Source organism: Amycolatopsis sp. FU40, from assembly GCF_021903635.1.
GTDB lineage: Bacteria > Actinomycetota > Actinomycetes > Mycobacteriales > Pseudonocardiaceae > Amycolatopsis > Amycolatopsis dendrobii.
The window spans coordinates 6,009,292-6,027,334 of the sequence record NZ_CP091381.1; the positions used below are offsets into that span (position 1 = coordinate 6,009,292).

Sequence of the window (18,043 nt, forward strand, 5' to 3'; positions counted from 1 at the left end):
GCTGACATGAGCGCATTGCCCGAACGAGTGGCGATCATCGCCAACGACCCGATCAGCGGCGAAGGCGCCGCCGCCTACCTGCGCGGCACGCCTCGCTACGCCGTGATGGCTCCCAGCGAGGTCCCGCGCGCGGACGTCCTGCTCGTGATCGTGCCGGAGGTCCGCGAGAAAACCCTGGCCGACCTGGCGCGGATCCGCCGGACCGCGCTCGTCGCGGATGTGCGCGTGGTGCTGGTCGCGGACCGGATCGAGAAGGCCGAACTGGGCAGGCTCGGCGGATTCGGCCTGTCCGCGCTGCTGTACCGCGGTTCCGCGACGCGCGAGAAGATCCTGGACGCACTGGCCGCGCGGGCGCCGTCGGCCGAACCGGAAGACGCCCGCGCGACCCGGTTGGCAGACGAGTTCCGCACCAGCGAGGGCGAGGCCCGCTACCCGCGGGGTTTCCTTGACCGGCACCGGCTGCAGAGCCGCGAGGTGGAAATCCTCGGCCTGCTCGCGGACGGTTTCGGCACGGTCGAAATCGCCGACCGGATGGCGTATTCGGAGCGGACGATCAAGAACATCATCAGCACGCTGCTGGTTCGGTTCGACCTGCGGAACCGCTCGCACGCGGTCGCGTACGCGCTGCGGACGGGCATCATCTGAACCGCCGCGCCCTGCCCGCCTCAGATCGCGCCGTTGCGGAGGGCGTAGGCGACCGCGTGCGTCCGGTTGCGCAACTCCAGCCGCTGCGACATGTCGTGGATGACCTTCTTCACCGCGCGTTCGGAAAAGTTGATTTTCTCCGCGGTTTCCGCTGTGTCGAGGCCTTCGGCCAGCAGGCGCAGCACGTCGATTTCCCGTTGGGTCAAACCGGAACTGTGCTTCGGGCGGGGTTCGATCGGGCGGCGGAAATGGCTGAGCAGCGTGCCCAGCGCGGCCGGGGGCAGGACCCCGCCGCCGCGCGAAGCGGTCAGCACCGCGGCGGCCAGCTGCTCGCTCGACGTGCGCTCGCGGTTCAGCAGGGCGACCACGTTGCACTCCACCGCGGTCAGCACCGCCGGGCCCGCGGCCTCCTCGTCGACGAGCAGGACCACCGGAGCGTCCACAGTGGCCTTGAGTCCGCGCAAGGCCGAGGTCACCTCCACCGACAGCAGCTCGGCCGCGACGATGATCACGTCCACCTCGTCGGCGACCACGGAAAACTCCGGCCGGGCCTGCAACCAGCTCCGGATCCCGGTGTCGGTAAGGGGATCCGAGGCTCGAATGAGCACCCGGACCGCTGTCTCGTGCACCGCCGCCCCGTTCATCCCCGCTCCCCCTGCCCGTCCGGTCCTCCCCGGTAGCCCGAACCTAAGGCCCCGGCGGGACGACCGGCGATCCCGCGCGGGGTAAAGATCAGGTACAGCCAGCTGTACCGCCCATGGTCCCGCGATACTGGAGCGGACGAAAGGACGCCGATGGCACGGACGGGACGCCGCCCAGGGCAGACCGAAACGCGCGAGGCCATTCTGGCCGCCGCGCGGGACCTGTTCGGCCGGAACGGGTACGAGGGCGCGACGATCCGCGCGATCGCCGCGGAGGCGGGCGTGAACCCCGCGCTCGTGCACCATTTCTTCGGCAGCAAGGACCAGGTTTTCGCGACCGCGCTGCACCTCCCGGCCGACCCCGGCGTCGTAGTGGCCGCGATCCTCGACGGCCCGAGAGCCGAGGTCGGCGAACGGCTCGTGCGCCTGTTCCTGACCCTCTGGGAAACCCCCGCCTCCCGCGACGCGTTCTTCGGCGTGCTGCGCTCGGTCTCCACCACCGAACAGGCCGCGGACATGCTGCGCGGCTTCATCCAGGGCGCGCTGCTGGACAAGATCGCGGACGCGCTCGACATCCCGCCGCTTCGGGTCACCGGGATCGCCGCGCACCTGGTCGGGCTCGCGATGGTCCGGTACGTCGTGCAGGTCGAGCCGCTGGCGCGGGCCGCGCATGAGGATGTGGTCGGGTTGATCGCGCCTGCTGTGCAGCAGTACGTCGACCAGGCCTGACCTCGGCTGATCCGCGCACACCCCCGCGCACCCGGGCTTGACACGAAAATTCCGCGCGCGCAGAATTAATCGCATGATTAATTCCGCGGTGGTCATCGACGGCCTGCGCGTCGTCCGCGGTGGCCGGGAAGTGCTGCGCGACGTGAGCTTCCGCGTCGAGCCCGGGTCGGTCACCGGGCTGCTCGGGCCGAGCGGCTGCGGGAAGACCACCTTGATGCGCGCGGTCGTCGGCGTGCAGGTGACCCATGGCGGCACGGTCACGGTGCTCGGCGAACCGGCCGGGAGCCGTCGGTTGCGCAAGCGGATCGGGTACGCCACGCAGGCGCCCGCGGTCTACGCCGACCTCACGGTCACCGAATCCCTGCGCTACTTCGCGTCCGTGCTGGGCGCGCCGTCCCGGTCGGTGCCCGAGGCGATCGAGCAGGTCGGCCTCGGTTCGCACGCCGACGCGCTGGTCGGCCGGCTCTCCGGCGGCCAGAGCAGCCGGGCGAGCCTCGCCGTCGCGCTGCTCGGCAAGCCCGAACTGCTCGTGCTCGACGAACCGACCGTCGGGCTGGATCCGTTGCTGCGCGAGCATTTGTGGAACGTTTTCCATCGTCTGGCCGCCGACGGCACCACGCTTCTGGTGTCCAGCCACGTCATGGACGAAGCCGCCCGCTGCACCCGGCTGCTGCTGATGCGCGACGGCGCGCTGCTCGCCGACGATTCGCCGGACGCCCTGCGCGCGGCCACCGGCGAACAAGACCTCGAACGCGCGTTCCTGCACCTGGTGAAGGCCCAGCGATGACTGTCTCGATCACTCTCGCCACCACCCGCCGCATCCTCGCCCAGCTGCGGCACGATCCGCGCACGGTGGTGATGCTCATCCTCGTGCCGACGCTGCTGATGGTGTTGCTGCGCTTCGTGTTCAACTCGGCCGAGACGTTCAGCCGGATCGCGCCCGCACTGCTCGGCGTGTTCCCGTTCGTGATCATGTTCCTGATCGCGTCGATCACGACCCTGCGCGAACGCACCGCCGGCACGCTGGAGCGGCTGATGACGCTGCCGCTGGGGAAATTCGATCTGCTCGCCGGGTACGCGCTGGCGTTCGGGCTGGTCGCGGTGCTGCAGGTGGCAGTCGCGACGGCGGTCAGCCTGTGGTGGCTGGGACTGTCGGTGGCCGGTTCGGTCTGGTCACTGCTGCTGATCACCGTGCTCGACGCGTTGCTCGGCATGGCGCTGGGCCTTTTCGTGAGCGCGTTCGCGACGAGCGAGTTCCAGGCCGTTCAGTTCATGCCGCTGTTCGTGCTGCCGCAAACCTTGCTGTGCGGGCTTTTCCAGCCGCGCGACCAGATGGGCTGGGTACTGCACTGGCTGTCGGACGTGATGCCGCTGTCCTACGCCGTCGAAGCGCTTACGCAGGTGACCCACAGCTCGGACTGGACGACGACGTTGACTCGCAACATCCTCGTCGTGCTCGGTTGCGCGGTACTGGCGCTGGGTCTCGGAGCGGCGACGCTGCGCCGTCGCACCCCTTAGAGCCGGCGCGCCGCCGCCTGGTAAGCCACGCGGTTGCGGTTGAGCCATTTCGCGAAGTACTGATCGGACTGCGCGTAGACATATCCCGGCGGGACGAACAAAACGATGAACACCACAAAAGTGCCGAGCCCGATGATTGCCAGTTTCAGCACGGCGTGCGGCGGATTGCTGGACATAAAGGACAGTCCACAAACGACAGCGGCTAAACAGCCCATCCCCGCTGCGGCAAAGAAAGCGCCTCGCACATTCCCCGGAGTACGACCGGCAGGCGGATGCGATCCCGGGTTCAACGCACGCTCGGTCGCGGGCCTGCCCCGCCAGGTCAGTACGCCGCCGAGCCACAGCACCGCGAAGAAAACACCGCCGCCCGCCAAACTGAATCCTCCCGCCGCGGAATGGGCCAGCAGTCCGGCCAAAAGCCCGCTGACGCCGAAAAGCCCGGCGAGGCTGGCCGTCATCACCCGGTACACCCGCCGCATGGTGACGATCGCCTGCAGCCGCGCCGTGTAGTCGCGCAGCCGCTGTTCGGGAGTGTCCGCGACCGCACGGACCTGGTATCCGCTCACGGCTTCCGGACGAAACCGGCGGCGCGGAGCCGTTCGGTCTCGCGAACGTCGATGCTCGTGCGGACCCCGTTCGTCACGGTGACGTCGCCGTTGAGCACGCCGAGCGCGATGATCACGAAGCCGAGCGTACGGATCAGCATCGCCCAGCCCGCCTTCCAGAGCCCGATCCGGCCGCCGTCGCGAAGCCGGACGAGGCGGATCCCGTTGAACAGCGCGCCGAGGCCGCGGCCGTTGCCGTAAAACCAGCCGTACAGCAGCGGCAGCACGAACAGCCCCGCGATTCCGATCACGCTCGCCCCGACCGCTGCGTCGACGCTGTAGGACTTGAAGTAGTACGTCACCGCCGCGGCCACCGACAGGCCGGTGACCAGGAGGAAGTCGACCAGCCAGGCCCAGATCGTGGAAGCGGTGCGCGCCTCGACGTACAGGTCGCCGTTCTCGAACGCGCGAATCCGCGCCGCCGCACCCGTGCCGAGCACGGGTTCGGCTTGCGCGCGGAGGCTGGCCATGACGTCTTGCTGAGTCTTCACGCCATCCTCGACGCCGATCGAGGGTTGGAGGTTCCCTCAACCGGCGCGCATCACCCGGGCCACCGGGGTCAAGGACCGAAGTGCAGGTGAGCGGCCCACAACGAAGGCAAGCCGGGAAACTCGTCCCGCAGCTCGCGGACTGCTTCGTGCAGTGCGCGCGCCGCGTCGCCGACACTGACGGTCGCGGTGGCCTGGTCGCGAAGGCCGCAGTAAAAGCGGCTGGCGATGACGGCGGCGAACTCGTCGTCGACCGCCCACAACGTGCCGATGACGTGGGGGAAACCCGTGAGCTGGAATGCGGCCGCGAGGTGGATCGCTTCGTCGAGGAAGGGCCCGGCTTTGTTCAGTGCGGATTCGCACGACGACAGGTAGGCCAGCTGGGCGTGGTCGAGCGCGAGCGGGACCAGGTGCGCGACCGTCAACGGCGCCTCGGCGTGATCGTGCAGCAGGAGCATGCTGGCTTCGGGCTGGGCCGGGTTGTGCGTCCCGTGGCAGGCGAAGTGCGCGATCGCGCTCGACGGCAGTTCGTCGAGGACCCGGCGGGCGGTGGGAAGGGCAGGTCCGGCGTCCGTCTGGTCAGGCGGTGCGCTCAGGACGAGCGGATCAGGCAGCAGGGCGGCGACCGTTTCGGCTTCCGCGCGGACATGCGGCAGGTGTCCGCCGCCGTACAGCCCGGGAGTGGTGGGCATGGCGACGACGAGCGAGCGGAGCGGGCGGCCGCTCGGCCGGGAACGGCGAGCGTGCCGCAGCGCACCGATCGTGGGCGTATAGGAGGACACCACGCGGTCGAGGACAGTGCGTCGCGCCGGCGTCGCCGGGTCGCGGTGGTGGCCAGCCGCGTGAAGCGGCAGCAGGGCGAGCTGACCGCACGGGATCCACCAGATCCGCGGCCACGCGCGGGCGCTCTCCGCCGGAGTACGGCACAACCCCAGATGGTCCAGCACCGGTCCGGTCACGTTGTCCCACAACCATTCGAGAACGGCGTGCAGTTCGGCTTGCCCGCCGGGCCGGGCCGCGGCTGGAGTCAGCTCCCGCATGCCGGGAGACCGGACAGCCCGGTGGAAAGCGTCGGCCCGCTCTGCGAGCGCTTCGGTGGTCAGTCCGGGCAACTCCACGCTCTCGATCCCGTCCGGGGTGACGATCAAGGCGTTGCCGCGGTCCGCGGTGACGGTGAAAGCCACCAATGGCCCGTTCTCGGCCTCCGCCAGCAGCTCTCCGGCGTCCGGAGGCAGGCCGAAGGACGCGAACCCGTCCACCTCGCGGATGCCGCGCACCGTTTCGGCCAGGTCTTCGGCCAAGCGAATCCGGTCGGCCCCCTCGTCGGCGCGGATCGCGCCGGGGCTGCCCGCGGCCTCGGACATGAGCATGAACCGGTCGAACGCCGATTCGCGGCGGCCCGGGTCAGTGTGCACCCGCTGGGCGGCGTGCTGGTTGAGAGCTTCGGTCAGCTCGGCGAACCTCGTCGCCAAGTCCGGCCGGACGGCACGCAGGCCGGTGAGGTCGCCGCGGGTCTCCAGGCTCTGGCTGATCAGGACCGCGCGCCCGGCCTCCAGAAGGGTCACTGCCCGCGCGGCACGCTCCGGCGCGGACCCGGTCGTGCTCGCCAATGCCGCCGAGGCGGCCCGGTTGGCCAAGCCAGCGATGGCGGAAAGCCGGGCTTGCTGATCGAAGCGGGGAAGACGGCGGGGAACCAGCTCGGGCAGCAACCGGACGCCGGTCTCCAGCAGATCGGCCGCACCAGCGGGGTCGTTGTTCTCCTCGGCGAGGATCGCGGCCGTCCGGGCAGTCCTGATCCGGTTGAGCGGCGGTGCGGCACGCACGCGGGTCGCCTCGGCGCACGCTGTCGCTGCGTGGTCGAGGTCTTCGGGGCGACCGTAGCGGAGGTAGCGCTGCCACAACGCCAAACCCAGGTTGTGCAGCCATCCGTTGCGGTCGGCATGGCCGGCCGGGACGACGGCTGCGGCTTCCGCCAGGACCGCCACGGCCTCGTCCGCGTCGTTCGCGGCTCCAAAGCGCTCGAACCGGCTCGCCAACGCGTTGCCGAGCCCGGACAACCGTCCGGCCCGCGCCGGATCGTCGGCCGGAGTCGCGGCCACCGCCTCGCGGCAGACGTTCACCACTTCGTGCAGTGCCTCGGGCTGATCGTTCCTTTCCGCCTGTCTGAGCAAGGAAGCCCCGAGGTTCGTGAGGTGCGGTGCCCGGTCACGGTGGCCTTCCGGGACGGCTGCCAGGGCTTCGCGGTGCATCCCCGCCGCGAGGTCGAGATCCTCCGGGTCGTTGAAGAACTCGCCTTGCGTCCGGAGCACCTCGGCGAAGCTCGACACGATGGCGGGATACCAGGGATGGCCGATGCCGCTGGCCGCGACGCCTTGGACGGAGGCGGCCCGGGCTTCGTGGAGGTCGGCCACCTGTCCAGTGACGCGAAACCGCGTGAGCAACGCGGCACACGCGTTCAGCAGGTACACCGCCTGACCGGGGTCATCGGGGGAAGTCGTGGCAACGGCCCGGCGGGAAAGCTCCACGGCCAGGTCCAGATCAGGTACCCGGCCAGTCCGGTTGAACCGGTCGAGCAAGGCTGCGGCATGGCTCGACAGGTATTTGCTCAGCTCTTCGGCCGCGACCGCCAGGTCGACAGCCTCGCCGAGCATTCCGATGGCCTCGTCCAGGTCGCGGATCGCGCCGGTCCGCGCGTAGCGAGCGCGCAAACTGATGCCCACGTTCTGCAGATGCGCTGCCCGCTCCGGATGGCCGGGCGGGGCCCCGGGCAAGGCAGCGCGTCCGGCGGTCACCGCGCGGTCCAGATCCGCGAGGTCTCCGTGCTTCTCGTAACGACTGCGGTACCTCAGATTGAGGTTCTGGAGAGCCAGCGTCCGCACTGGTCCGGCTGGCCCCGCCGCCGCTTCCTCGGTGGCACGGATCGCTTCGTCCGCGTCGGAATCCAGCCCGGACAGACCGAACCTGGTGCGCAACGCCTGTCCCAGATTCAGCGACCACGCCGCTCGAGCGACCGGGGAAATGCCGGGGACGTCCAGTGCGGCACGGTGTGCGTTCACCGCCGCGGCCAGTTCGTCCGGCGCTCCAGTCCGTTCGAACCTGGCCTGCATCGCCGCGCCGAAGGCGGCCACAAAGTTCGCCCAGTCGCACTGGGGCGCGGCGTGCAGGATCCAGGCCCACAGATCGAGCAACGAGGGCAGACTGCCGGCATCCGCTCGGATCGTGGACTCGATGGCAGCCCGGACCGCGCCTCGCATCGACGCTTCGCCGGCGCTCTCCGCGGTGAGCCCCACCGACCGCAGCATCTCGACCCCGGGCATCGCCACCGGGCCGCGCTCCCCGGTGATCCAGCCCAGCAGGTCCTCCCCCGATTCCCCGCTCACGCACCACACCTCCGTGCCGACCCGTCCCCTCGTTCTTTGACGGACGGCGCGAAGCGCACGCGGCAACGGCTCAGGCGAAGCTGTAATCCTCCAACGGGAATCGCGCCGCCTCCCGATGCGCGCTGATCGTCGAGGTCGGCCGGAGCAGGGTCGCCTCGCCGTGCTGGTTGAAGTAGTAGCTGTTGGCCGTCGCGCATTGGCCGAGCGCGAAGACCGAATGCCCGACCTTGTGCTTCATCCGGTCGAGGAACTCGTCGTTCGCCCGCTGGGTCACCTCGAACACGTCCGAACCGCGGGCACGCATGCCCTTGAACAGCCGGTCGATGTGCTTCATCTGGCATTCGATGGTCGTGAAATACGAGAGCCCGCTGTAGGAATACGGGCTGTTGAGCGAAACCAGGTTCGGGAACCCGGGCACGGTCACGCCCTCGTAGGCCTGGAACCGGTTGTCGCGCCACCACTTTCCGAGGTTCTTGCCGTCGCGGCCGATGATCTCGATCGCCGGGAAGTTCACGTCCCACAGGTTGAAGCCGGTGGCCAGCACGAGCGTGTCGATCTCGGTGCGCTTGCCGTCCGCGGTGACGATCCCGGTTTCGTCGATCCGTTCGATGCTCGTGGTTTCGAGGTGCACGTGCGGGCGGGTGAAGGCCGGGAAGTAGTCGTTGGAGAACGTCGGCCGTTTGCAGCCGAAGGAGTAGTCCGGGGTCAGCTTGCGGCGCAGTGCGGGGTCGCGGACCTGGCGGTACAGATGCGCGCGACACCAGCGTTCGGCGATCCGGTTGGCGCCGCGGAACTGCCGGTACTGCACGACGCCGGAGATCATCATCAGCTCCAGGACCGAACTGCCCGCCAGCCGCACCGCGCGCTGCACCAGCGGCAGCTTCGCGAACGCCTGCTGCAGCGGCTTCGGCACGGCGTAGTCCGGCTTCGGGCTGACCCAGATCGGCGTGCGCTGGTACACCGTCAGCTCCGCAGCGACCTTGGCGATCTCCGGGATGAGCTGGACGGCCGTCGCGCCGGTGCCGATCACCGCGGCGCGTTTTCCGGCCAGGTCGTAGCTGTCGTCCCACTTGGTGGTGTGGATGACCTTGCCCGCGAACTTCTCGATGCCCTCGATTTCCGGCATCTTCGGCTGCGATAGGAAGCCGGTAGCCGTGAGCAGGTACTTCGCGGTGACCGTCTCGCCGCCTTCGATGCTGACCCGCCAGGTGGAACCGTCCCACGTCGCGCCGGTCACGACGGCGCCGAAGCGCATCGAGGCGCGCAGACCGTACTTGTCGGCGACGTGCTCGGCGTACTTCTTGAGCTCCGCGCCCGGCGCGAACAGCCTCGACCAGTACGGATTGGGTTCGAACGAGTAGGAATAGGTGGACGACGGGATGTCGACGGCCAGCCCCGGGTACCGGTTCACGTGCCAGGTCCCGCCGAGGTCGTCCTCGCGATCGAGAATCAGCAGGTCGCGGTAGCCGAGGCGGCGGAGCTGAATGGCCGCCCCCATGCCGCCGAAGCCCGCGCCGACGATGACTGCGTCGTACTGCGCGTCCATGTCCGACCTCTCGTCCGGAACTACTTGTCAGTAACGGAACGGTATGTCACTCCGGCGGACTTGGCAATACACTGCACTGTGTGACAGCCCAGGAGAGCCCCCGCACCACCCGAGCCGAGCGCAAGAAGCAGGAACTGCGCCGCGAGATCATCGACGCGGCGTTCGATTGCTTCGCCGACCTCGGCTACCACGCCACGGGCATCTCCGACATCGCCACGAAGCTCGGCATCGGGCACGGCACCTTCTACCGCTACTTCCAGAACAAGCGCGACATCGTCGACCACGTCATCGACGACCTGGTCGCCCGCATCGTCACCGCGCTCACCGCGGAGAACGCACCGGACGCGGTGTCTACTTTGGCCGCCTACCGCGAGCAGACCGCCCGGATCGGCGACGCGCTGGCCCAGATCTTCGGTGAGGACCCGCGCGTGCCGCGGCTGCTGCTGTTCGAGGCCGCCGGTATCGACAAAGCGATGGCAGCGCGCGTACTGGACTTCTTCGAACTGGCCACGGAACTGACCGCGGCGTACCTGTCGCACGGCGTGGAACTCGGGTACCTGCGCGCGGATCTCGACATCGAGAACAGCGCGCGGGCGATCAACGGCATGATCCTGGCGTCGGCGATCGCTTCGCTGCGCAACCCGGATCCCGATGAGCAACGGCGGGTCAGCGAGGCCGTGCGCCGGATGATGTACGACGGGATCGCGGCCAGGCGAGAGTGATCCCGGTCAGCTTGTCGGGATTGCGCACGAAACACAGCGTCGACACCCCCGACTCGCCCGCCCGGACGGTGACGGTGGTCGTCGCCTTGCCGTCCTGAAGGAAGACCGCACCGGGGCCGCCGTTGATGATCGCGGGCACGATCGTCACCTCCTCCATCGTCGAGATCCCGATGAGGAACTGCGCGATCCGATCCCGCCCGAACAACGGCTTGCGCGCGGCCATCGCCTTGCCGCCGCCATCGGAGTACAAGACCGCGTCCGGTGCGATCAACGCCGCCACCCTGCCGATCTCGCCGGACCGCACCGCTTCCGCGAGCGTCGCCAGCGCCTCGGCGTCACGATTCCCCTGATCCGGCAAGGAATCCCCGATCGCCGAGGTCACCGCTCGTTGCGCGCGTGAGACGAGTTGCCGGGCCGCCGCGGGGGTCGTCTCCAGTACTTCGGCGACGGAGGCGTAGTCGACGTCGAGCACCTTGCGCAGGACATACGCCGCGGCCTGCTCCGGGGTCAACGTGCTGAGCACGAAGTCGAGCGCCTGGCCGAGACCGTCGCGATGCAGCACCTCCCACTCCGGCGAATCCCCCTCGACCACCGGATCCGGCAACCAGGGACCGGGGTAGTTCTCGCGCCGCCGACGCTGCGCGCGGACCGCGTTGAGCGCCAGCCGCGAGACCATCACCGACAGGAACGCGTGCGGCGTGCGGACCGTCTCGAGGTCCACCCGGGACCAGGTCTCCCACGCGTCCTGTACGACGTCCTCCGCGTCGTAACGCGATCCGGTGATGTGGAAGGCGGCGGCGAGCATCGTCGGCCGATGCGCGGTGAAGACGTCGCCGTGATCCATGCCGGCCAAGTCTAAGCACCGGCCGGCCACGAGTAGCGGCCCGCGCGATCCCGTTCCTGAGCGAGCCATCGCACGGTCATCCGGCAGATCGTCTCCTTGACGAGCCCGCCTGCCCGCCCGTCGATCGCGATCGCGCGCTCGGTGTCGTCCGGGTGCAGGAACTGGACGCGCCCGCGCCCGCCGCCGAGATCGGTGCACTGGAGGACGTAGCCCATCCGGAACGGTTGCCCGGCTCGTCCTTCGCGCCGCGCGGCGATGACGTCGGCGGCGTGCGCCCCCATCGGCAACGCCGTCGCGCACGCGGCCCGCAGGCAGCTGGGCGTTTCGATGTGCACGGCGTCGCCCGCGCCGAGGATGTCCGGGTGGCCGGGGACGGTCAGCTGCTCGTCCACCAGCAACCGGCCGAGGTCATCGACCGGCAGTCCCGAATCGGCGGCGAGGCTCGGCACGGCGAACCCGGTGGTGTCCACGACGAGGCCGTCGAGCCCGGCCGGATCGACGCGTCGGCCGAGCTCGATCTCGACGCCTTGTTTGGCGAGAAACCGCAGGTGCGCCTGGATCGCGCGGCGCTCGGGAGTGGTGGAGACCAGCTTGACCGCGCGTCCCGCCTCGCGCAGCGCCCCGGCCAGCTCGACTCCGGTCAGACCCGCGCCCACGACGGTGACCGGAGCGTCCGGCTCCTCGGCGAGAGCAGCGCGGAACCGTTCGGTCTCCTGCTCGGAGACGATCCGGTAGGTGCCGTTCTGGTCGCTGGCCCCGGAGCCGACCGCGTAGACGAGGGTGTCGTAGGGCAGGTTTTCGCCGGAAGCCAGCTGGATCTTGTCCTCGCCGACCTTGGTCGCGGTGTCCTGGACGACCTCGACGGCGGGGTTCAACACGGTCTCGAGATCGAGCCGGGCGTTCTCCCGGAGACCGGTTGCCACGCGATGGAGCCGGATTCGCTCGACAAACCAAGCGTTCGGCGTGACCAGCACCACTTCCTCGCCGCGCCCAGCGAGCCGGTTCGCGGCCATGACCCCGGCGTATCCCGCTCCGAGCACTGTCGTCGTCATGCTGTCCTCCTCCGCTTTCGGGGTTTTCAGCGGATGGACACCGGTCGCGGAAAATCTGTGACAGCTCAGACGCGCCGAGACAAGTACGTGCTGTTCGGATCGTCCCGGTAGCTTCCGAACGGCGCGCACGGGGTGAAGCCCGCCCGCAGGTACAAAGCGCGGGCCGGGGCGAAGAAGTCCATGCTGCCGGTCTCCAGGGAGACGCGTTCGATACCCCGGTCTTTGGCGTCCTGGAGCAGGTGGGCGAGGAGCGTGCGAGCGATGCCTTGCCCGCGCCGGGCGGGGTCGGTGCGCATGCTTTTCAGTTCCTCGTGCCGTGGCTCCAGCGCCGCGAGGGCTGCGGTGCCGACGATGCGCCGGTCGTCCTGGACGGTCCAGAGCCGGACGTGCGGCCGCTGAAGTGCGGCCAGGTCGAGAGCGTGCCGGCTTTCGGCGGGGGCGGTCGGGGCCAGGTCGTCCAGGTGGGCTTGAAGGAAGACCCGGAGTTGCGGGTCCGCGAAGTCGGCTCGCTCGATCAGCAGAGGCATGGCCCCAGGCTGCCCGTCGGATGTTTCGCGGCGGTTAGCGCCCGATGTGGCGTTGAGCGCACCCAACGCCACATCGGAGCGGCCTACAGCACCAACCTCGGCCAGGAAGCCGTGTCGCGCAACAACTGCCGGTCGTGGGTCGCCACCACCACCGCGGCCGGAGTCGAGTGCAGGGCTTCGGTCAGCTCGTCCACCAGCGTCGCGGACAGGTGGTTCGTCGGCTCGTCCAGCAGCAGTACCTGCGGGCGCGCGGCCAGCACCAGCGCCAGATCCAGCCGTCGCCGGGCACCGGTCGACAGCTCGGCGATCGGGCGGTGCCGGTCGTATCCGCTCAGCAAGCCCAGGTCGGCCGAACCCGGGAACCGTTGTTCGAGCAACTCGGCGGCCGTGCGCCGGGCCGGCAGGTCGGATTCCTGGCCCAGCCAGCCGATCCGCACCGAGCGGGCGTGCGTGACCGTGCCCGACGTCGGCTCCAGCGTCCCGGCCAGCACCGCCAGCAGCGTCGACTTTCCGGCTCCGTTCCGGCCGGTGACGACGAGCCGGTCCGCACCGCCGAGGGTCAGGTCGACCGGGTGGTCCAGCCGTCCGGCGACGGTCACTCCGGCGGCCCGCAGCGCGACAGTTCCTTGGTGCTGCGGCAGTTCCGGCATGGCGAACCGCGCCGGCGGCGGCGGAACAGCCACGACGTGCGCGCTCAACTCCTCCTGCCGCCGGTGCACGGCGCGGACCAGGCCCGGTGCCCGGGTCGCGCGGGTGTGCTTGCCGTGGCCCTTTTCCGGACGCCAGTTGTCGCGCAATCGGTTCTGTGCGGCGGAAAGGTCGTCCGCGAGGCGCTGCCGTTCCGCGAGTTGCCCGGCGTGCAGCGCCTCCCAGCGAGCCCGTTCGGCTTGCCGGGCCTCGACGTACGCCGCGTAGCCGCCGCCGTAGCCGCGCGGACGGCCGTCGCTCGACGGGTCGAGGTCCAGCACGGATGTGGCGACGTCGGCGAGCAACGCGCGATCGTGGCTCACCAGCACGACCACGCCCGGGTACGCGCGCAGCCGTTCGGTGAGGTGCGCGAGACCGGACGCGTCGAGGTGGTTGGTCGGCTCGTCCAGCAACAGCACGGAATGCCCCGCGCCGAGCAGGCACGCCAGCCGCACCCGATGCCGCTGCCCGACCGACAACGTGCCGAGCGGACGGCTCCGATCGTCGACCGCGTTCAGCGCGGCCAGCGAAACCTCGACCCGACGATCCGCGTCCCACGCGTCGAGCGCTTCGGCGTCCGAGAGCGCGGCGGCGAACGCGTCGTCCGCGCCGGGTTGTCCTTCGGCGAGCGAGGTCGTCGCGGCTTCCAAACGGGCCAACGCAGTCCGCACAGCCGTCAGCTCGAGATCGATCAGATCGCCGACGGTTTCTTGGTCTCCCAAGGGGATCTGCTGGTCGGCGACCCCAGTCGGGCCCGCGCGGCGAACCTCGCCGCGGTCGACCGGCTGAGTTCCGGCCAGTACGCGCAACAGGGTGGTCTTGCCACGCCCGTTCTCGCCGACGACGGCTACCCGGTCGCCGGCCGCAGCGACCAGATCGACCCCGGCGAGCACTGGACGGCCGCCGAAAGCGACATGGACGTCGGACAGCCGGACATGCGCCGTGCGCACGAGCGCAGGCGAAAGCGGAGATGTCATGAGGGAAATGCCTCCGATGAAACGTGATCAGCAACAAGGACGAGGGCCGGTGCCGCGAACGCGCGCGGTACCGGTGGAGGCGGTGCTCCCTCAGAGGTAGAGCTGGTGCTGTATCACGATCGCCAGGATAAAGATCTTCCCGGCGGCGCGCATCCGAATTTCACACGGTCAGCGACGCGAGCTTCGCGGCGGTACCGGAATCGGCGGGCAAGCAGGTGAACAGCTTCCGGCCGGACTCGTCCATAGTGGACAGTTTCACGTAGTCGAAGGCGAGCACGCCTGCCCTCGGATGATCGAAAACCCTCCGGTTGCCGGCGAACGGCGCGACGTCGTGCGCGGCCCACCATTCGCCGAACTCCGGACTGGCCTCGCGCAGCGTCCGCACCAGCCCGGCCGCGCGCGGATCCTCGGCCCGATGCGCGACGTCGGCACGGTACTGCGCGAGGAGATTCCGGGCCTGGCCGGGCCAGTCGACCAGCAGCGCACGAATCCGCGGCACGGCGAACACCAGCCACAGCAGGTTCCGCTCCCCGGCGGGCAGCAGCGCCGGATCGCCGATCAGCGCGGCCTCGGCACGGTTCCACGCCACGAAGTCCCAATGCGCGTCGAGCACGTACGCCGGGTTCGGGTCCAGTGCGTCGACCATGCCCTGCAGCGCCTGCGGCGAAGACGTCGCCTCGCGGTCCGGCGGCGGTTCCTCGGCGAGGGAGAAGAGATGCTGCCGTTCGGTCTCGGAAAGCCGGAGTTCCCTGGCGAGACTCGCCAGCACCTGCCTGCTGACAGTGATGTCCCGCGCCTGTTCGAGCCACGTGTACCAGGTGACGCTGACCCCGGCCAGCTGAGCGAGTTCCTCGCGGCGCAGGCCCGGCGCGCGCCGGCGCGGCCCCGCCGGAAGACCGACCTCCGCGGGGGTGAGCCGATCGCGACGCGAACGCAGGAAGTCCGCGAGAGCGCGGCGGCGCGACGCGGACCCCATGCGTTCCTCCCCGGTCCTGGTAGTGGCGATACCAGCATATTCGCCCGCTACCACCGCCTCCGGCCCGCTGCCGACGATCAAGACATGCACCCCGCACCTTGGCGCACGCTCGCGATCCTGTTCACCGGCGTCTTCATGGCAGTGCTGGACACGTTCATCGTGTTCGTCGCCGCGCCCGCCATCCGGACCGACCTCGGCGCCTCGCCCGCCGAACTCCAGTTGCTGCTCGCCGGGTACCAGCTCGCCTATGCCGTGGCACTCGTCACGTTCGCCCGGCTCGGCGACCGCTACGGCCGCAAACCGGTGTTCCTGGCCGGGCTGCTGGTGTTCACCGCGTCGTCGGCCGCGTGCGCCGCCGCACCGGGCGCGGGCTGGCTGGTCGCCGCGAGGTTCGTCCAGGGCCTCGGCGCCGCGGCGATGTTCCCGCAGGTGCTCGCGATGGTCCACGTCGTGGTTCCCGGCCCGCACCGGCCGAGGGCGTTCGCCGCGCTCGGCGCGGTCATCGGCCTGTCCGGCGTCACCGGCCAGCTGCTGGGCGGCGTGCTCGTGACCGCGAACCTTTTCGGCAGCCCGTGGCGGCCGATCTTCTGGGTCAACGTCCCCCTCGGACTGCTCACCCTCGCTCTCGCCGCCCGTTTCCTGCCCCGGACCCGGTCGAACGGCACCGCGCGACTGGACCTTCGCGGCGCCGCGGTGCTGACCGTCGCACTCTCCCTGCTCGTCGTACCGCTCGTCGCCGGGAGGGAAGCGGGCTGGCCGCTGTGGTCCTGGTGCAGCCTCGCCGGCGGCGGACTCGCGATGGCGGTCTTCGCCGCCGTCGAACGCCGCGTACCCGCGCCACTGGTCCGGCCAGGACTGGTGCGGCAGCGCGAGTTCAGCCTCGGCATGTGCCTCGTGCTGCTCACCTACGCCGGGATCAACTCGTTCTTCCTCGTGCTTTCGCTTGCCCTGCAAGACGGTCTTGGTCTCAGCCCGCTTGCCGCCGCGCTGACGTACGTACCGTTCGCCGCCGCCTTCCTCGCAATGAGCCTCCTCGGCGGCCGCGTTCGCCACGCCCCGTTGACCGGTGCGGCGACTGCCGGACTCGGCTACACAGTGCTGATCACGCTTTCGACCACCCCTTGGTCCTTCGTCCCCGCGCTAGCGCTTATCGGCGCAGGTCAGGGCCTGCTCGTACCGCCGCTGCTGAACCACGTCCTGTCCGCCGTCCCTCGCGCCGACGCCGGGATGGCCTCCGGCGTGCTCGCGACCGGCCAGCAGATCGGCGGAGCACTGGGAGTCGCGGTGATCGGCGCGGTCTACTACTCCGCGCTGCCCGGTTCTCCACTGCACGCGCTCGCGCTGGCGTGCGGCGGGATTCTGGCTCTCACGGTTGGCGCGATCGTGATTCTTCGGTTGCTTCCGCGTCGATGAACGCGCGCACCGCCAGCACGATCGGCAGCGGGGTCCCAGTCTCGGCGAACCGGTCGAACGACAGACCCGCGTCACGGAAACCGTTCAGCAATTCGGCCAACGGCCAGTGTGTGGCCCCGACCTTGTCGCGAATCCCCTGATCGGTCCACGATTTCTTGGTCCAGTGCCCGTCGAGATAGCCAGGACGGACAACCACTGCGGCCGGGTCGCCGCGGTCCGCGAATCCGCCGCAGAAGCACGGATGGACGCCGACGTGCACGAACACGCCGCCCGGCCGCAGCACCCTCGACACCTCGCGCAACACGGCGAAATACGCGGGCATGTCGGTGTGCACCAACACCGCGACGACCGCGGCGACGCTGTGGTCCCGAACCGGCAAGCGCGCGGCGTCGGCCTGCGCGATCGGCAGCCGGGCGCGGGCGTGCCGCAGCATCCCGCTGGACAGGTCGACGCCGAGCGGCGTCCAGCCCAGCTGCCGCACCAGGTCAGCGTGCACGCCGGTGCCGCAGCCGATCTCCAGGCACACGCCGCTGCCTTCGCCGAGAAGCTCCCGCAGCGCGCTCGCCCCCGGGCTCACCGGCTGGGCGCGGAGAAACTCCTCTTCGTACCAGTCCGCGATCTCGTCATAGGCCGCCACCGCTCCAGTGCACTACCGAATCGCTCCCGGCCGCCACTGATTACGCGTTGGGCGAAGAAACCTTGCGGGCACAGAGAATCGTGTCGTGCAATTCCCCGCCAGGCACCTTCCGCGTCCGGTTCTCGGCGACCGTGATCTCCCACTGCTCCGGAGCGAGTCCGACGTCGTGGACGGTGATCGTCGACTCCGGCGGATGCAGCTCACCGTGGTGATGTCCGACCACCAGCAACGTCCCGCCCGGCGCGACCCACTCCGCGAGCCGTTCGAACAGCGGACCCGCGGCGTGCACGTAGTGCGTGGCGACCAGGTCGAACTGCCCGTCCGGGGCCCAGCTCAGCAGGTCAGCGCACACCCACTCGACCGCGCTCGACCGTTCGCGCGCATGCCGCAGCACCTCCTCGGACAGGTCGACCGCCGTCACCCGCCATCCGTGCTCAGCGAGCCAGAGCGCCTCCGTACCCTCCCCGCAGCCGGCGTCCAGCGCGCGTCCGGGCGGGAGTTTCCCCGCCTCCTCGACCAGCTGCGGATGCGGTTCGAGCTGCGCGTGCCCGGCGGCACCGGCCCAGTGCTCGTCCCAATAGGACTGATCGAATGCATGCGGCACAACGATTCCTTTCCTGGCTCCTGCTCCCAGCTTGCAAACCCTCCGGCACGAC

At 69.8% G+C, this 18,043-nt stretch carries 18 protein-coding genes; 6 read left to right on the forward strand and 12 right to left on the reverse strand.

All coding sequences use genetic code 11. The annotated features are described in order from the left end of the window. The first annotated feature begins 6 nt into the window (after positions 1 to 6). Positions 7 to 645, forward strand: coding sequence for a LuxR C-terminal-related transcriptional regulator (locus L3Q65_RS28125; RefSeq protein ID WP_237597103.1), 639 nt, complete (start codon positions 7 to 9; stop codon positions 643 to 645). Positions 646 to 665: 20 nt separating this feature from the next. Here L3Q65_RS28125 and L3Q65_RS28130 read toward each other — a convergent pair whose 3' ends face one another. Then, complete coding sequence (locus L3Q65_RS28130) at positions 666 to 1,289, reverse strand: response regulator transcription factor (RefSeq protein ID WP_182890160.1); 624 nt, start codon at positions 1,287 to 1,289, stop codon at positions 666 to 668. Between the two features lie 150 nt (positions 1,290 to 1,439). Here L3Q65_RS28130 and L3Q65_RS28135 point away from each other — a divergent pair, with 150 nt between their 5' ends. The 3 genes from L3Q65_RS28135 to L3Q65_RS28145 all read left to right on the forward strand — a co-directional run bounded on the left by L3Q65_RS28135 (position 1,440) and on the right by L3Q65_RS28145 (position 3,533). Further along, on the forward strand, positions 1,440 to 2,015 hold the full coding sequence (locus tag L3Q65_RS28135; RefSeq protein ID WP_182890159.1) for a TetR family transcriptional regulator: 576 nt from the start codon (positions 1,440 to 1,442) through the stop codon (positions 2,013 to 2,015). Positions 2,016 to 2,088: 73 nt separating this feature from the next. Next, positions 2,089 to 2,802 (forward strand): ABC transporter ATP-binding protein, encoded by a 714-nt coding sequence (locus L3Q65_RS28140; protein WP_237597104.1) that lies wholly within the window; start codon positions 2,089 to 2,091, stop codon positions 2,800 to 2,802. Continuing rightward, the gene (locus L3Q65_RS28145; protein WP_237597105.1) at positions 2,799 to 3,533 is read left to right on the forward strand and encodes an ABC transporter permease; all 735 of its coding nucleotides are present in this window, start codon (positions 2,799 to 2,801) and stop codon (positions 3,531 to 3,533) included. The genes L3Q65_RS28140 and L3Q65_RS28145 overlap by 4 nt, the downstream gene beginning before the upstream one ends. On the opposite strand, the gene L3Q65_RS28150 is transcribed toward L3Q65_RS28145, so the two are convergent. From L3Q65_RS28150 to L3Q65_RS28165, 4 genes are all read right to left on the reverse strand, one after another. Continuing rightward, complete coding sequence (locus tag L3Q65_RS28150) at positions 3,530 to 4,099, reverse strand: hypothetical protein (RefSeq protein WP_237597106.1); 570 nt, start codon at positions 4,097 to 4,099, stop codon at positions 3,530 to 3,532. The genes L3Q65_RS28145 and L3Q65_RS28150 overlap by 4 nt on opposite strands. Then, entirely contained in the window at positions 4,096 to 4,629 is a 534-nt protein-coding gene (locus tag L3Q65_RS28155; RefSeq protein ID WP_237597107.1) for a hypothetical protein, read from the reverse strand. The genes L3Q65_RS28150 and L3Q65_RS28155 overlap by 4 nt, the downstream gene beginning before the upstream one ends. Positions 4,630 to 4,697: 68 nt before the next feature. Continuing rightward, positions 4,698 to 8,006, reverse strand: a complete 3,309-nt coding sequence (locus tag L3Q65_RS28160; protein ID WP_237597108.1) for a CHAT domain-containing protein — start codon at positions 8,004 to 8,006, stop codon at positions 4,698 to 4,700. 70 nt (positions 8,007 to 8,076) lie between these two features. Next, positions 8,077 to 9,552, reverse strand: a complete 1,476-nt coding sequence (locus L3Q65_RS28165; RefSeq protein ID WP_237597109.1) for an NAD(P)/FAD-dependent oxidoreductase — start codon at positions 9,550 to 9,552, stop codon at positions 8,077 to 8,079. 80 nt (positions 9,553 to 9,632) lie between these two features. Between L3Q65_RS28165 and L3Q65_RS28170 the strand changes: the two genes are divergently transcribed. Next, the gene (locus L3Q65_RS28170; protein WP_182890153.1) at positions 9,633 to 10,274 is read left to right on the forward strand and encodes a TetR/AcrR family transcriptional regulator; all 642 of its coding nucleotides are present in this window, start codon (positions 9,633 to 9,635) and stop codon (positions 10,272 to 10,274) included. On the opposite strand, the gene L3Q65_RS28175 is transcribed toward L3Q65_RS28170, so the two are convergent. The 5 genes from L3Q65_RS28175 to L3Q65_RS28195 all read right to left on the reverse strand — a co-directional run bounded on the left by L3Q65_RS28175 (position 10,219) and on the right by L3Q65_RS28195 (position 15,337). After that, the gene (locus L3Q65_RS28175) at positions 10,219 to 11,118 is read right to left on the reverse strand and encodes a sigma factor (RefSeq protein ID WP_237597110.1); all 900 of its coding nucleotides are present in this window, start codon (positions 11,116 to 11,118) and stop codon (positions 10,219 to 10,221) included. The two genes, L3Q65_RS28170 and L3Q65_RS28175, sit on opposite strands and share 56 nt — an antisense overlap. 11 nt (positions 11,119 to 11,129) lie before the next feature. Then, positions 11,130 to 12,170 carry an NAD(P)/FAD-dependent oxidoreductase gene (locus tag L3Q65_RS28180; protein ID WP_237597111.1) on the reverse strand — a complete coding sequence of 347 codons (1,041 nt, stop codon included), beginning with the start codon at positions 12,168 to 12,170 and terminating at the stop codon, positions 11,130 to 11,132. 65 nt (positions 12,171 to 12,235) lie between these two features. Beyond that, on the reverse strand, positions 12,236 to 12,697 hold the full coding sequence (locus L3Q65_RS28185; protein ID WP_182890150.1) for a GNAT family N-acetyltransferase: 462 nt from the start codon (positions 12,695 to 12,697) through the stop codon (positions 12,236 to 12,238). Between the two features lie 83 nt (positions 12,698 to 12,780). Continuing rightward, complete coding sequence (locus L3Q65_RS28190) at positions 12,781 to 14,361, reverse strand: ABC-F family ATP-binding cassette domain-containing protein (RefSeq protein ID WP_237597112.1); 1,581 nt, start codon at positions 14,359 to 14,361, stop codon at positions 12,781 to 12,783. Positions 14,362 to 14,521: 160 nt separating this feature from the next. Then, on the reverse strand, positions 14,522 to 15,337 hold the full coding sequence (locus tag L3Q65_RS28195) for a helix-turn-helix transcriptional regulator (protein ID WP_237597113.1): 816 nt from the start codon (positions 15,335 to 15,337) through the stop codon (positions 14,522 to 14,524). A gap of 84 nt (positions 15,338 to 15,421) precedes the next feature. On the opposite strand from L3Q65_RS28195, the gene L3Q65_RS28200 reads away from it, so the two are divergent. Next, a complete protein-coding gene (locus L3Q65_RS28200) occupies positions 15,422 to 16,750 on the forward strand; it encodes an MFS transporter (RefSeq protein WP_182890147.1) in 1,329 nt (442 codons plus the stop codon). Here the strand turns inward: L3Q65_RS28200 and L3Q65_RS28205 are convergent. Continuing rightward, a complete protein-coding gene (locus L3Q65_RS28205; RefSeq protein ID WP_182890146.1) occupies positions 16,704 to 17,387 on the reverse strand; it encodes a class I SAM-dependent methyltransferase in 684 nt (227 codons plus the stop codon). The two genes, L3Q65_RS28200 and L3Q65_RS28205, sit on opposite strands and share 47 nt — an antisense overlap. Before the next feature lie 40 nt (positions 17,388 to 17,427). Continuing rightward, positions 17,428 to 17,991: a trans-aconitate 2-methyltransferase gene (locus tag L3Q65_RS28210; protein WP_237597114.1), complete on the reverse strand. Its 564-nt coding sequence runs from the start codon at positions 17,989 to 17,991 to the stop codon at positions 17,428 to 17,430. Positions 17,992 to 18,043 lie beyond the last annotated feature (52 nt).